Source organism: Burkholderia sp. Bp8998, assembly GCF_003854235.1.
Lineage (GTDB): Bacteria > Pseudomonadota > Gammaproteobacteria > Burkholderiales > Burkholderiaceae > Burkholderia.
In genome coordinates, this window is sequence record NZ_QTQF01000079.1 from 1 (window position 1) to 13,504 (window position 13,504).

General features: G+C 57.6%; 14 protein-coding genes and 1 pseudogene. 14 read left to right on the forward strand and 1 reads right to left on the reverse strand.

What is annotated here, in order from left to right:
- Nucleotides 1-280 precede the first annotated feature (280 nt).
- From DIE06_RS36665 to DIE06_RS36700, 8 genes are all read left to right on the forward strand, one after another.
- Nucleotides 281-1,450, forward strand: a complete 1,170-nt coding sequence (locus DIE06_RS36665; RefSeq protein WP_124665591.1) for an acetyl-CoA acetyltransferase — start codon at nt 281-283, stop codon at nt 1,448-1,450.
- A complete protein-coding gene (locus DIE06_RS36670; RefSeq protein WP_124665592.1) occupies nt 1,447-3,084 on the forward strand; it encodes an acyl-CoA synthetase in 1,638 nt (545 codons plus the stop codon). Before DIE06_RS36665 ends, DIE06_RS36670 begins: the two co-directional genes overlap by 4 nt.
- Before the next feature lie 379 nt (nt 3,085-3,463).
- Entirely contained in the window at nt 3,464-3,943 is a 480-nt protein-coding gene (locus DIE06_RS36675; RefSeq protein ID WP_124665593.1) for a PCC domain-containing protein, read from the forward strand.
- Nucleotides 3,944-4,335: 392 nt separating this feature from the next.
- The gene (locus DIE06_RS36680; RefSeq protein WP_124665594.1) at nt 4,336-5,139 is read left to right on the forward strand and encodes an SDR family NAD(P)-dependent oxidoreductase; all 804 of its coding nucleotides are present in this window, start codon (nt 4,336-4,338) and stop codon (nt 5,137-5,139) included.
- A gap of 112 nt (nt 5,140-5,251) precedes the next feature.
- Nucleotides 5,252-6,250, forward strand: coding sequence for a thiamine pyrophosphate-dependent dehydrogenase E1 component subunit alpha (locus DIE06_RS36685; protein WP_260433891.1), 999 nt, complete (start codon nt 5,252-5,254; stop codon nt 6,248-6,250).
- Complete coding sequence (locus DIE06_RS36690; RefSeq protein ID WP_124665595.1) at nt 6,241-7,221, forward strand: alpha-ketoacid dehydrogenase subunit beta; 981 nt, start codon at nt 6,241-6,243, stop codon at nt 7,219-7,221. The genes DIE06_RS36685 and DIE06_RS36690 overlap by 10 nt, the downstream gene beginning before the upstream one ends.
- 29 nt (nt 7,222-7,250) lie before the next feature.
- Complete coding sequence (gene ilvC, locus DIE06_RS36695) at nt 7,251-8,267, forward strand: ketol-acid reductoisomerase (protein ID WP_124665596.1); 1,017 nt, start codon at nt 7,251-7,253, stop codon at nt 8,265-8,267.
- Nucleotides 8,268-8,717: 450 nt separating this feature from the next.
- Nucleotides 8,718-9,533, forward strand: coding sequence for an SDR family NAD(P)-dependent oxidoreductase (locus DIE06_RS36700; RefSeq protein WP_124665597.1), 816 nt, complete (start codon nt 8,718-8,720; stop codon nt 9,531-9,533).
- A gap of 91 nt (nt 9,534-9,624) precedes the next feature.
- Here the strand turns inward: DIE06_RS36700 and DIE06_RS38745 are convergent, their stop codons facing one another.
- Nucleotides 9,625-10,008 (reverse strand): hypothetical protein, encoded by a 384-nt coding sequence (locus DIE06_RS38745; RefSeq protein WP_124665598.1) that lies wholly within the window; start codon nt 10,006-10,008, stop codon nt 9,625-9,627.
- A gap of 19 nt (nt 10,009-10,027) precedes the next feature.
- On the opposite strand from DIE06_RS38745, the gene tnpA reads away from it, so the two are divergent.
- The 6 genes and pseudogenes from tnpA to tnpC all read left to right on the forward strand — a co-directional run bounded on the left by tnpA (nt 10,028) and on the right by tnpC (nt 13,488).
- Entirely contained in the window at nt 10,028-10,411 is a 384-nt protein-coding gene (gene tnpA / locus DIE06_RS36710; RefSeq protein ID WP_260433892.1) for an IS66-like element accessory protein TnpA, read from the forward strand.
- Nucleotides 10,399-10,746, forward strand: coding sequence for an IS66 family insertion sequence element accessory protein TnpB (tnpB, locus tag DIE06_RS36715; protein ID WP_221624093.1), 348 nt, complete (start codon nt 10,399-10,401; stop codon nt 10,744-10,746). Before tnpA ends, tnpB (DIE06_RS36715) begins: the two co-directional genes overlap by 13 nt.
- A gap of 62 nt (nt 10,747-10,808) precedes the next feature.
- Nucleotides 10,809-10,979, forward strand: a pseudogene (locus DIE06_RS36720) (IS66 family transposase); the annotation flags it as partial.
- Between the two features lie 86 nt (nt 10,980-11,065).
- Nucleotides 11,066-11,563: a transposase gene (locus tag DIE06_RS36725; RefSeq protein ID WP_124550753.1), complete on the forward strand. Its 498-nt coding sequence runs from the start codon at nt 11,066-11,068 to the stop codon at nt 11,561-11,563.
- Nucleotides 11,539-11,895, forward strand: coding sequence for an IS66 family insertion sequence element accessory protein TnpB (gene tnpB, locus DIE06_RS36730; protein ID WP_124550752.1), 357 nt, complete (start codon nt 11,539-11,541; stop codon nt 11,893-11,895). The genes DIE06_RS36725 and tnpB (DIE06_RS36730) overlap by 25 nt, the downstream gene beginning before the upstream one ends.
- A gap of 30 nt (nt 11,896-11,925) precedes the next feature.
- Complete coding sequence (gene tnpC / locus DIE06_RS36735; RefSeq protein WP_124665599.1) at nt 11,926-13,488, forward strand: IS66 family transposase; 1,563 nt, start codon at nt 11,926-11,928, stop codon at nt 13,486-13,488.
- Nucleotides 13,489-13,504 lie beyond the last annotated feature (16 nt).

The following is a 13,504-nucleotide window of genomic DNA, read 5'->3' on the forward strand; positions in this document are numbered from 1 at the left end:
GGCGGCGAGCGCACCCAGAGAGAGGTCCTTCACGAACTGACGTCGATTCATGCTCTGTCTCCTATTTTAAGATGGTCCGATATGTGGATCGCTTCTGCCAAATGGTCTTGATTGGCGGGTCCAAATATCGGACCAGTGTCTATACTTATTTGCGTGAAGGCATTTAAGCACCTAAACTGACGTTGTCAAATAAAGGTTTGTACCATCGAGACGAAGGTCCGAAATACGGACCAACAAATAACAAAGTTGATATTCGGTTTGTCCATCAGGAGATTGGTTCATGGCTAAACGTGCCGTTATTGTTGGCTGGGCTCATACGGAGTTCGGCAAGCTCGACGATGCAGACGTCGAGTCGCTGATTGCTCGCGTATCTACAGCTGCGCTTGACCATGCCCAGGTTGCGCCATCGGAAGTTGACGCCATCACGGTAGGCGTTTTCAACAACGGGCTGACGCCGCAGGGATTCGAGGGAGGGCTCGTCGCGCTTGGTAACGCGGGACTGCGCTTCACTCCAGCGCTTCACGTGGAAAATGCGTGCGCGACCGGGACTGCCGCAATCTACAGTGCGGCGGACTTCATCGAGAGCGGTCGTGGCAGGATTGCGCTCGCCATTGGCGCAGAGAAGATGACTGCCGTCTCCTCACGTGACATCCCGGGGATCTTGCTCAGTGGGTGCTATCGCAAAGAAGAGGACAATCCCGCCGGCTTCGCAGGAATTTTCGGGCGAATCACGCAGGCGTACTTCGACAAGTACGGGAACCACAGTGAAGAGCTGGCGATGATTGCCGCGAAGAACCATGCGAACGCATTGGAGAATCCGTTTGCACATGTCCGCAAGGATCTCGGTTTCGATTTCTGTAATGAGGTATCGGAGCGCAATCCGCTGGTTGCTGGTCCGCTGCGCCGTACCGACTGTTCGATGGTTTCGGACGGTGCTGCCGCAGTGGTCCTTGCGGACGAAGAGACGGCGGCAACTCTGCGCCGGGCGATTGGCTTCAGGGCGCGGGTCCAGGTGAACGATTTTATGCCGCTGTCGCGACGTGATCCGACAGCATTTGAAGGTGCGCGCCACGCCTGGCGAAAAGCCTTGGCGGGTGCTGGTGCAGATCTAAGTGATCTTAGCCTGGTGGAGACGCATGACTGCTTTACGACTGCCGAAATGATCGAATACGAGGCTATGGGGTTGGCACCAGCCGGACAGGGATGGCGGGTGATCAGGGAGGGCACGACAAGAAAAGACGGCCAGCTTCCCGTCAATGTTTCGGGTGGCCTCAAGGCTCGCGGACATCCGCTGGGCGCGACAGGAGTTTCGCAACACGTCATGGCAGCGATGCAACTGGTCGGTGAGGCGGGTGGTATGCAGTTGCCCAATGCAAATCTGGCTGGCGTATTCAACATGGGTGGGGCTGCGGTGGCAAACTACGTTTCGATCATGGAGCGCACGCGATGACTGCCGTTTTTCAAACGCCGACGTCGACCCGGGTGATGAATTTGGCCTATTGGTCGACCCACAATGCGCGCCGGTTGTCTGACCACGTCGCCTTTGTCTGGGGCGATAAATCTTGGACCTGGGCAGAGTTTGACGCGCGCGTGAGTGCCTTTGCAGCCGCCCTCGCCGAACGTGGTGTCGGTCCGGGAAGCACCGTTCTCGTCCACTCAAAAAACAGCAACGAAATGTTCGAGTCGATGTTCGCGACGTTCCGACTCGGAGCGATCTGGGTTCCGACGAACTTTCGACTGATGCCCGACGAGGTTGTCTATATCGCGAGCAAGGCTAAGAGCCAGGTTTTCTTGTGTCAAAGCGACTTCCCTGAATACGCCGCTGCTGTTTGCAAGGCGCAGCCAAGGACGCAGGTAATTTGGCTCACGGGCGCTGAGTTGCCGCGTGATGGCGGCCTCCATGCTGCGGAGTTAGTCGAAGCAGGACTCGGTTGTACCGTGCCGAATGCCGCCGTGGATCGCGATACCCCATGCTGGTTCCTATTCACCTCGGGCACCACTGGCAAGCCAAAGGCTGCGGTTCTTACCCATGGTCAGATGGCCTTCGTGGTCAACAATCACTTGTCCGACCTGTTGCCGGGAACTGATTACCGCGACGGCTCGCTGGTCGTCGCACCGCTTTCGCACGGAGCCGGGGTGCATCAATTGATCATGGCTTCGCGGGGCGGGAAGACCGTGCTACTACCTTCCGAGAAGTTTTCCGCAGATCAGGCGTTTGAATTGATCGAGAAGTATCGCCTTACGAACATGTTCACGGTTCCGACCATCCTGAAGATGTTGGTAGAACACCCCAGCGTCGATTTGCGCGACCACTCGAGCTTGCGCTACGTCGTGTACGCCGGTGCGCCGATGTACGAGGTCGACAAGAAGCTCGCGCTTGACAAGCTTGGTCCCGTTTTGGTGCAGTACTACGGATTGGGCGAGGTGACGGGCAACATCACTGTCTTGCCTCCGCAGGAACACTGCGGTGAAGGTGCGGTGGCTCGTGCTGGCACGTGTGGATATGAACGTACCGGGATTGAGGTGTCGGTTCAAGACGATGACGGAAATGAACTGGCGTATGGAGAGACTGGCGAGATCTGCGTTGTGGGGCCAGCAGTCTTTCTCGGCTATTACGACGATCCGGCTGCTAATGCGAAGGCGTTTCGTAATGGCTGGTTTCGCACTGGGGACTTGGGGTACATGGACCACGATGGCTATGTGTACCTCACCGGGCGCCACTCGGATATGTATATTTCTGGCGGCTCTAACATCTATCCTCGTGAACTCGAAGAAAAAATTCTTACGCATGAGGACGTTGCCGAAGTCGCCGTTCTCGGGTTACCTGACCATCAGTGGGGGGAGGTTGGCGTCGCGGTATGCGTGTTGCGACCGGGTGCGACTCTGAACGAGGAGCGGCTACTCGACTGGATGTCCACGCGTATAGCGCGCTACAAGATTCCGAAGAGGGTCTATTTTTGGGAAGAGCTCCCTAAGTCGGGCTATGGCAAAGTGCCTAAGCGATTGGTAAAAGATGAACTTGCGCGACGGGGTGTCTCCGTGGAGCTTGAAATCGTGAAGGAGAAAAGTGATGCGTCACATTGAGCATCCGGGACCGGTTGCCCCGCAGCGGAGCTGCACGGCTGACTGCGATATCCGGTACGCTCAGGTGAAGCTCCCACCGGGCGAGGCCTTGCTTCCGGCGTTGGCCTCTGTTCTTGAGGCTAACCATGTGAAAAGCGCTGTTGCTAGGCTTCACGGTGGAAGCTTTGATCCTTTCGCGTACTGCATGCCGGCCCTTTCGTCTACGCCGAATCACGCTGTGTACTTCAGCGAGCAGTACCGGCCCCAGGGAGTTATCCGACTGGAGTGTGCGTCGGTGACGGTGGGTCAGCGTCAATCACAGCCTTGGCTTCATTGCCACGGTATTTGGTATGACGCCAGTGGCCGGCGACTTGGTGGCCATGTACTCCCGAACGACGCCGTGATTTCCGAGCCGATCGACGCATCGGTATGGTTGCTTGATGGAGCATCGTTCGAAGTTGTCGCCAGCCCAGAAACGGGATTCTCCCTGTTCGAGCCAGTTGCGGATGCTGCCTTTGCGCCTCAGGAGCGTGGGGCGTTCGCCATGTCTGTACGTCCGAACGAGGATTTCTGCACAGCGCTTGAAGCTGAATGTAGAGCGCGTGGGATTACTCGCGCTCGGGTGCGCGGTGGCGTTGGCAGTATTATTGGTGCGACGTTCGATGACGGTCGCGAAGTGGTTCCCTTCGTGACCGAGGTGTTTATTCGCGAAGGGCTGGTCTCGGCGACCACTGAGGGCGACTTCGCCGCCCAAATCGACGTTTCTCTTGTCGACAATCTTGGTGGGCTAAGTGAGGGGCGTCTCCGGCGGGGTGAAAATCCGGTCCTTGTGACGTTTGAACTGCTGATCGAACCCGTCGAGTTCGCCAAAGCGCAGTGATCGCAATTTGTCAAAAGGAAGCCGTATGCGTGGCGCGGACTATTACTTTCTAGTAGCGACTACTGCAGCGGCAAATTTTTTGCTCTCGGATGGTTGAGCGGGAGGCGCAGAGAACCGTGTGGGTGTCGGCTGAGCTGAGGTCCGTCTTCGCCGCAACAAAAAAACGATCGGACTATTTGCCCGCGCTCGGTGCAGTGCGTTGAGGATTCGGTTAGGGCTGGTGCTGTTCCTGCGGTCTGAGGCATGCTCATTGAGCAGGTTAAACGAGATGTCCGGCTTTACTCGATTGATCAATCGTTGGTGCGATGATCGAGTTATGCCGATACGCTCGTGGCGTGAGGAATTTCGGCAATGATCGTTTCCTCGTTGTAAAAGTATTAAGGAGACAAACCGTGGTTGATCGTCTGAAGAACAAGGTAGCCATAGTGTTCGGTGCGGGAGGTCCGCCAAACGAATGGAGCAATGGCAAGGCAACCGCCGTTGCTTATGCTCGGGAAGGTGCTGCAGTAATTTGTGTCGACCGGATTGCCGAAGCGGCGGAGGACGCCGCACGGGTAATCCAAGCGGAAGGCCATGACGCGATTGCGGTGGTTGCCGATGTGACACAAACCGATGATGTCAATAGAGCCGTACAGACCGCAATTCAACACTTCGGTCGTCTGCACATCCTGCACAACAACGTTGGAGTTGCGCCTGCGGGTGGCCCTCTGGAACTCGATGATGCGGCGTTTCAGCGCACCATGGACATCAATGTCGGTTCGATACATCGAACAGTCCGAGCAGTACTACCTTACTTTCTTGAACAGCAAAGCGGCGCTATTGTGAACATCTCGTCGCTGTCGGCAATTCGTTGGAGTGGGTACTCATACTTCGCCTATTACGCTTCTAAAGCCGCAGTGAATCAAGCGACCGTCGCCATTGCTTTGCAGTATGCGGCGCAAGGAATTCGAGCGAATGTGATCATGCCGGGGGTCATCGACACCCCGTTGGTATACAAGCAAATTTCGGCTCAATATTCGTCGATCGAGGAGATGGTCGCGGCACGGAGTAAGGCGGTGCCAATGAAGAAGCCTGGTTCGCCGTGGGACATTGCCAACGCGGCTGTGTTCCTCGCCTCTGACGAAGCGCGCTTCATCACGGGTGTTTGCTTGCCTGTCGATGGCGGGCATTCTTGTGTTTTGCCTGGTCTCGTATAAAAAGACTCGATCGCAGAGTGTCTCCCGTCCTTCGACGTCGGCATCGCTCCAATGGGCAAATGGCCCTCTGACCTCGGCGAGGTCTCTTCGCCTCTTTCTCCAACCTCACCTTATGGAACTACTTTCCCTGTACCGCAGCATGGCGCGCATTCGCGCATTCGAGCTCGCGGCGGAAGAACTCAGCATTGGCGGTGTTGCCGTTCTTGGTCAGAAAATTGACGAACGCGCAAAGATTCGTGGACCTCTGCACGGATCCATTGGTCAAGAGGGCGTTGCGGCTGGTGTTTGCGCCCATCTCGTGCAGGATGATCTTCTGACTAGCAGTCACCGCGGCCATGGCCATACCCTGGCGAAGGGTGCAGACATGAAGAGGATGATGGCCGAAATGTTTGGTCGACGCGACGGCACTAATTCAGGCAAGGGCGGCTCAATGCACATTGCTGATTTTTCGGTCGGCATGCTGGGTGCAAACGGAATCGTGGGCGCTGGAATGGCCATTGCGTGTGGGGCGGCTCAGGCGATGAAGCTTCGGCACAAGCCAAACATCGTCGCCTGCTTCTTTGGTGATGGTGCTGTGAACCGTGGTCCTTTCTTGGAAGCGCTCAACTGGTCATGTCTGTTTAGATTGCCCGTTTTGTTCGTATGTGAGGACAACCGCTGGTCGTCGACAAGCCGTACTGGGGAACTCACGGCAGGGCCGGGTGTGGTCGCGCGTTCCGTTGCATTAGGGGTGCCAGCCGAAAGTGTCGACGGCAACGATGTTGAAGCGGTTTACGAGTTGGCAAAACGCTTAGTAGGAGAAATCCGGGCCGGGGATGGGCCGCGATTAATGCACGCTCTTACGCGGCGAATGCATGGTCACCTCTCTTCAGATGGGCAAGCCTACCGTGACCCCGTCGATATCGAAATTGCGGCTAGAGATGAGCCGATGCGGCTGGCTAGGAAACGCCTCGTCGAAAAGAGGGTACCTCAGGTTCTTATTGACCGCGTCAACGCGGAGGTTGAACAGGAACTGCAAGAAGCTCTTGATTTTGCGGAGGCTTCGCCTGTGCCGCCGGCTGCTGATGCATTTACAGACGTTCAGACCGTGGGGGCAGGCACATGGTACTGAAGACGATCACGTACGCGGAGGCCGCCCAGCAGGCGCTTCGCGATGCAATGATGCGGGACCCGAGCGTTGTGGTGGTAGGGGAAGACGTCGGCCGCGGTGGAATTTTCCAGCAGTACAAGGGCCTTCAGGCCGAGTTTGGATCGGAACGCATAATCGACGCGCCTATATCCGAGAACGCGATTGCTGGCGTAGGCGTCGGTATGGCGCTAATCGGCCTACGGCCGGTCGTGGAATTGCGAATTGTCGACTTTGCCTTGTGCGCGATGGACGAGATTGTGAACCAAGCCGCAAAGAATCGCTTCATGTTCGGCGGTCAAGGGCGAGTTCCAGCTATCCTGCGAATGCCCATTGGACATTGGGGCAGTTCCGCTGCCCAACATTCGCAAAGTCTGGAGGCATGGTTTGCCCATCTTCCAGGTGTGACGGTAATGTGTCCCGCCACGCCACAGGACAACTACACAATGCTGTCGGAAGCGCTGAAGGGCGAAGACCCGGTCGTGTACATGGAGCACAAGGAGCTGTGGTCCGTGATCGGTCCGGTTGACACAGCGTCAGCTCTTGAAATTGGCCCCGCGCGCGTGCTGCGCCAAGGTGACGATCTGACCTTGGTTTCGTGGTCAGCTGCAGTACGCGTGGCCGAGCAGGCTGCTACCGTTCTCTCTCTTGAAGGCATTTCTGCAAGTGTCATTGACTTACGTTCGATTTGGCCATGGGATCGTGAGACAGTACTTGCCGACTGCGCGCGAACGAGAAATTTGTTAGTCGTGCATGAATCTGTGCAGGTTGCGGGATTTGGTGCAGAAGTCGCGGCGACAGCAGCGCAGGCAACAGGCTGCCGCATTGCCCGGATGGGCGCCCCACGTATTCCCGTTGGATATGCAAAGTCGCTCGAAGTCGTGTCTCGCATTCAGGCGAGCGATGTGGTCCAAGCAGCGCTCGCTATGTTCGGTATGACCCGCGTTGTGGCATAACTCTAGCAATTACCCGAAAGGAATTTTTCATGAAAGTTTTTTACGACAAGGACGGCGATCTTAGTCTGATCAAGGGGAACACCGTCGCGATCATCGGCTATGGCTCGCAGGGCCATGCCCATGCCCAAAACCTGAATGACAGTGGAGTAAATGTACTGGTCGGTCTGCGCAAGGACGGTGCTTCTTGGCCCAAGGCCGAGAAAGCCGGCCTGAAGGTGGCCGAGATAGCTGAGGCCGTGCAGCAGGCCGACGTCGTCATGATCTTGCTGCCGGACGAGCAAATCGCAACCGTCTACAAAAACGACGTTGCCCCTAACATCAGGGAGGGCGCTTCTCTTGTCTTTGCTCACGGGTTCAACGTTCACTACGGCTTCGTGCAACCGCGTGCCGACCTAGATGTATGGATGGTCGCCCCGAAGGCGCCTGGCCACACAGTACGTAGTACTTATACCCAGGGCGGCGGTGTGCCTCACCTGGTGGCCGTGTATCAGGACAAGAGTGGCAAGGCTCGCGATCTGGCGCTGTCGTATGCGATTGCCAATGGCGGCGGCAAGGCCGGCATCATCGAGACGAACTTCCGTGAAGAGACCGAAACCGACCTGTTTGGCGAGCAGGCCGTGCTGTGCGGCGGTACCGTAGAGTTGATCAAGGCAGGCTTCGAGACGCTGGTCGAAGCGGGCTACGCGCCTGAAATGGCGTACTTCGAGTGCCTGCACGAGCTCAAGCTGATTGTCGACCTGATCTACGAAGGCGGTATCGCTAACATGAACTACTCGATCTCGAACAACGCCGAGTACGGCGAGTACGTGACGGGCCCGCGCGTCGTCACGGAAGAGACAAAGAAGGCGATGAAGCAGTGCCTGGCCGACATCCAGACGGGTGAGTACGCAAAGAGCTTTGTACTCGAGAGTGCCAGCGGCGCAGCTACATTGATGAGTCGACGCCGCTTGAACGCCGAACACCAAATCGAGGTCGTCGGTGAGAAACTGCGCGCAATGATGCCTTGGATTAAAGCCAATAAATTGGTTGACAAAAGCCGTAACTAAGGGATGGGGCGGCGTGTGCGTGTAGTTTGTGGGGCCGTAGCAGAAGCTGCCACTGCCAAAGAGTAACTACATGCGTGCGATTATCTTTGCTGACGCACGGTGCGATCCGCTGAGCAAACTCTTTTAGCAATGAGGACTTCTGGCGTGCACCCACCATTGAATCACCGACGTTTTTCGCGTGGACTAAGAGATGTCCATCGAGACCGACGCCGCGGTTGATTTGTCTGGCCCAGCACAGGATGTGTGGTCTCATGTCTAAAGTCGGTCCTCAGTGCGAACGTGAAAAGAGTCCTCGATCGCAAGTTCGCATTGGGGGCCATTCATGCGATAGCCGCTCATTCTACAAATGGAAGTGGAGAGCTTGAGATGCCACACTTCTTTTATAAGTCAAAGTGCTAGATCACGTCCAATATCTTTCATAACCCTCGGAAACATAGAAGGAGACAACTGATGAATTCACGGCAATCTTCGCGAGTTGCCCTTGTAACGGGTGCCGCCAGTGGCATTGGCCGGCGAACAGCCGAAAAGCTGGCGCTCGACCAAGGCGCAAGCGTGTACGTTCTCGATAGGGACGCCGAAGCAGCGGCGGCCGTTGTGCGCGGAATCCGATTGGCTGGAGGGCGGGCGGCGAGTTGCGTCTTGGATTTGGCGGTTAGTGCGCGCTTGCACGATGCGCTTGATTCTTTGACCGAGGAGTTTGGTCCGCCGAACATCCTTGTGAACAATGCAGGCATTAGCGCGATGGTTCCAGCGCTTGAGTGTAGTTTGGAGTATTGGCAGACAACGATGGCTGTGAATGTCACCGCTCCTATGCTGTTGATGCAATACGTACTGCCACATATGAGAAAGGCGAATTGGGGAAGGATCGTCAACATCTCTTCTATCAGTGGACTTCGTGCGGGCACTGGTCGAATGGCATATGGCACATCGAAAGCGGCTCTGATTGCAATGACGCAGCAATTTGCCATTGAAGCCGCCCCCTGGGGGGTCACGATTAACTCAGTCGCTCCCGGCCCAGTCGACACACCACTTGCGCTGGCAAACCATAGTGCGGAAACGCGATCTACCTATGAGGGCATGGTCCCAATGCATCGCTATGGAACGCCTGACGAGATCGCCGACGGCATCCTATTCTTGTGCTCGGATCAGGCCAGTTACATCACTGGACATACGTTGCCCATTGACGGTGGCTTTGTCGTCGCTGGCGTGTTGGTCAATAACTTGTACGACAAAGAAGCCCCTGAGTCGAAAGCGAAGAAGCTGTGATACTACGGGTCAGCAATTGACCCGCGTCCTTGTCCATGTAACGGGATGGGATTTGGAAAGCGAACGTCACTGGATTGCAGGTGAGCAGCAGTCAAAGGATGCGCGTCGCGCCTTGTATCGAGGCACGCGGGTTGAACGTGATCTCGGCCTCCACGGAATGCCCGAAAAAGTCGCCCGGCCAGAGCCGGGCGAAATAGCTCGCGAACCGTGAGACGCGAGCATGCGTGACCCTTAGCATTGTGCTGTCGCGTGGAATGGCCTTAGCGTCCTCGTTCGGTTCCGAGGTTCCGTGCGCCGGATGCTTGAGGTAGTCAATCGATGTGGGCACGGTCAGCCGCAGTACTGCTGGCTTGATTCGCCAGCTTCCTGGTCGGTGTTTTTCCGGAACAAAGGAATGCAAAGTGGCCGCATATTTGTAAGCGGCTAGCCAACCCGTCTTGAGTTTGACCGAGGAGCTTGGGAGTATCGTGTCCACCTAACGAATAAGCGGACACGTGAACACTATCGAATCGGAAGCACTCCCGGAGCGTCGTCGACGGCGACGCTACAGCGAGGAGTTTAAGGCGCAGGTGGTTGCTGCCTGCCAGGGAATCGGCGTATCGGTTGCGGCGGTCGCGCTGGAACACAGGCTCAACGCAAATCTGCTGCGGCGCTGGATCGATCAGGCGGAAGGTCGACTTCCCAAGAGACCGTTGGGCCGTCCACCGGCCACGCCACCGTCACTGCCAGCCTTTGTGCCGTTGGCATTGGGAACGCCGAGTCCGCATTCGCCAGAGATCCGTATCGAGGTGCGCCGGGGAGATCAGTCGGTCACGGTGAGTTGGCCGGTATCCGAAGCAACCCAGTGTGCCGCCTGGCTGCGCGAGTGGCTGCGGTGATCCGTGTCGACGAGATTTGGCTGGCGGTCGATCCATTGGACATGCGTGCCGGTTTCGATACGGCCTTGGCACGTGTGGTCAAGGTGTTCGGCGCCGCGCACCCACACCATGCCTATCTGTTCACCAATCGGCGCGCCAACCGCATGAAGGTCCTGATCCACGATGGGATCGGCATCTGGTTGGCTGCGCGACGTCTGAATCAGGGGCAGTTCGCCTGGCCGCACCTCGGCAGCGAACCCAAGCAGCGTGCCTTGACGCACGAACAGCTGGCCGGCCTGGTGCTGGGCTTGCCGTGGCAACGCATCGGCGAGGACGGCGTGATCCGTGTCGTCTGAGTCCCGCGGGACGTAAACAGTTGCGCTTCCGCCGTCTGCAGGGTTCTGGCAGACTGGCCCGCATGAACTTGCCTGCCGACCTCGACGCACTCAGCCCGGAACAGTTGCGCGCCCTGACAGCGCAACTGATAGCCGAAGTCGAGGCGAAGGACCAGACGATCAAGGAGAAGGAGCGGGAAGCGAGTGAGCGAGACCAAGAACTACGCTACCGGCAGACCCGTATCGATCAACTGTATGCGGTCGAGGAACAACGTCCTTCCAATGAGTGGCTGAAGGTCTGAAGCTAAGTGTCCGCGTGGACACATGCACTCAGACCGCAATGATCGAGAATCGAGACCTTCGCAGCAGGCTGGTCGTTGGCCATAAACGAGATGGCCGGCGCGAATTCAATGAAGATGCTGTACGGGAACTGGTCGCACTATGCCTGAGGCCGGGTGTGTCGATCGCGCGTGCCGCCATGGATCACGACGTCAACCCGAACCAGTTACGCCGGTGGATCGCGCGCTATCAGCCGCAGATCTTGCACGAATCTCGGGAGCCGGATCCATTGGTAATCGATGGCGTCTCGATCGACATTCCGGCTCCGACTGTCACAAGCCCCAGCAATGCAACTACCTTACCGGCGTTTGTTCCCGTCATCTCTGCTCCAGTGTCTCCGTCTACACGGTCCACTCAGTTTCCGGCGATGGCGCTCGCGCTACATGTCCGGTTACCCAACGGTGTCGAACTCGACTTTGGCGAAGCTGACGTCGAAGAAATCACGACGATCATCCAGGTGCTCGGGAGGCTGCCGTGTTCCGGTTTGACGAAGGTCTGAACGTCTATCTGCACCGCGATCCGGTCGATTTCCGGTTCGGAATGAACAGCCTGTCGATTCTCGTGGAGCAGGCGATGGGACTGAACCCGATGGATTCGTCGCTCTACGTGTTCACGAACCGACGATGCGATCGTATCAAGATCCTCGGCTGGGATCACAACGGGTTCTGGCTATTGCTCAAGAGACTCGAAGAAAAGGACCGCTTCGTCTGGCCCGACAGTAGTACCGGAGTCGTCACGCTGGACGTCGAGCGGTTGCAGTGGCTACTCAAGGGTGCTGACATTGCCGCGCTTCGGCGCCATCCGAAACGACATTATGCTCGTGTGAGTTGAACACGATATTGACGTGCCGGTCTAAGCAACATGCCGATCAACGTCACCCTCTCTGCCGACGAACTCAAGGCACTCCTGGCGATGCGCGAGGAGCACGCCGCGCTTCAGCAAGAACGTGACGAACTGCGAAGCACGCTGCGACTCGTGACCGCAGAGCGCGATCTCGCCGAGGAGCGATTGCGAGCTTACCGCCGTGAGCTGTTCGGTGCGAAGAGCGAAGCGCGGGATACTGATCAACCCGGCTTGTTCAACGAAGCCGAAGTGCTCGGTGCGAACTCCGCGCCCGCGCAGGAAGACACACCACAAACGAAGGTTGCCGCGCACACGCGCAAGCAGCGTGGCCACCGCAAGCCGCTCGATCCCAACCTGCCGCGCGATGTCTTGCGGCATGAACTGCCCGAAGCCGATCGCTTCTGCGCCAACGACGGTCACGCGCTTGTAGAGATCGGCGTTGAAACCAGCGAGCAGCTCGACGTGATTCCGGAACAGCTGCGCGTCATCCAGCACCAGCGTGTCAAGTATGCCTGCCCGTGCTGCGATCTCGGCATCAAGGTCACGCCAGCGCCGCCGCGCATCATCCCTCGCGGACTCCTCACCGAATCAGCACTCGCGTGGATCGCCACCGGAAAGTACCAGTTCGGAATGCCCCTGTACCGCCAGGCAGGCCTGCTGCGGCGCTTCGGTGGCGACATCTCGTCGAACACGATCGCCGCGAGCATGGTCCGTGTCGGTCTCGCGGCGCAACCCGTGATCAACCTGATGCGCGATGCGTTGCTTGATGCCGACCTGATCTACTGCGACGAGACGACATTCCAGGTCCTGAAGGAGAAGGGGCGCAAGCCACAAACAAAGAGCTATCTCTGGTCGCAGATGACCGGTTCCGGACCGCCGATCTGCTGCTTCACCTACACGCCCGGACGAGGTGCAAAGCTGGCTGACAAGCTGTTCGTCGGCGTGCGTGAAGGTGCGGCCCTGATGACCGACGGATACGAGCCCTACAATGGCATTGCCCAGCGTTACCAACTGGTTCACCTCGGATGCTGGGTTCATTGCCGGCGCTACTTCGTCAAGGCAGAGGACAATGTGCCCAAGGCAGCGCGCTCGCCCGATCTGCTCGCGACGCGCTTCATCAAGCTGATTGGAAAGTTGTTCGTTGCCGAGGCGCGTAGCGGGAAATGGAAAGCCGACAGGCGGCAGCGATTGCGACGACGGTACAGTGCACGCGTGCTCGACGCCATCCACAATCTGATGCTTGAGCAGTCGCCTGGCGTCGTGCCACAAAGCTTGCTGGGCAAAGCGTTGACGTACCTGCGCGAACAGTGGCCGAAGCTGGTCCGCTACGTCGAGAATGGCAACTGGGCTATCTCGAACAATCCTTGCGAAAACTCGATTCGCCCGTTCTGCGTCGGGCGCCGCGGCTGGCTGTTCTCGGACAGCGTCGACGGAGCAAACGCGAGCGCCAACCTGTACTCCCTCGTCGAGTCGTGCAAGGCGAATCGCATCGACCCATACCGATACCTCACCTGGCTGTTCGTAAGCGGTAAATTCAGCACACCGAATGGAGAATCATTTGCAACTGTTGGGCGAGCATAGCCGCATCGCGACGGCC

Coding starts and splice junctions, on each gene's coding strand:
- DIE06_RS36665 (WP_124665591.1), top strand. CDS start 281: ATGGCTAAACGTGCCGTTATTGTTGGCTGGGCTCATACGGAGTTCGGC.
- DIE06_RS36670 (WP_124665592.1), top strand. CDS start 1,447: ATGACTGCCGTTTTTCAAACGCCGACGTCGACCCGGGTGATGAATTTG.
- DIE06_RS36685 (WP_260433891.1), top strand. CDS start 5,252: ATGGAACTACTTTCCCTGTACCGCAGCATGGCGCGCATTCGCGCATTC.
- DIE06_RS36690 (WP_124665595.1), top strand. CDS start 6,241: ATGGTACTGAAGACGATCACGTACGCGGAGGCCGCCCAGCAGGCGCTT.
- ilvC (WP_124665596.1), top strand. CDS start 7,251: ATGAAAGTTTTTTACGACAAGGACGGCGATCTTAGTCTGATCAAGGGG.
- DIE06_RS36700 (WP_124665597.1), top strand. CDS start 8,718: ATGAATTCACGGCAATCTTCGCGAGTTGCCCTTGTAACGGGTGCCGCC.
- DIE06_RS36725 (WP_124550753.1), top strand. CDS start 11,066: ATGATCGAGAATCGAGACCTTCGCAGCAGGCTGGTCGTTGGCCATAAA.
- tnpC (WP_124665599.1), top strand. CDS start 11,926: ATGCCGATCAACGTCACCCTCTCTGCCGACGAACTCAAGGCACTCCTG.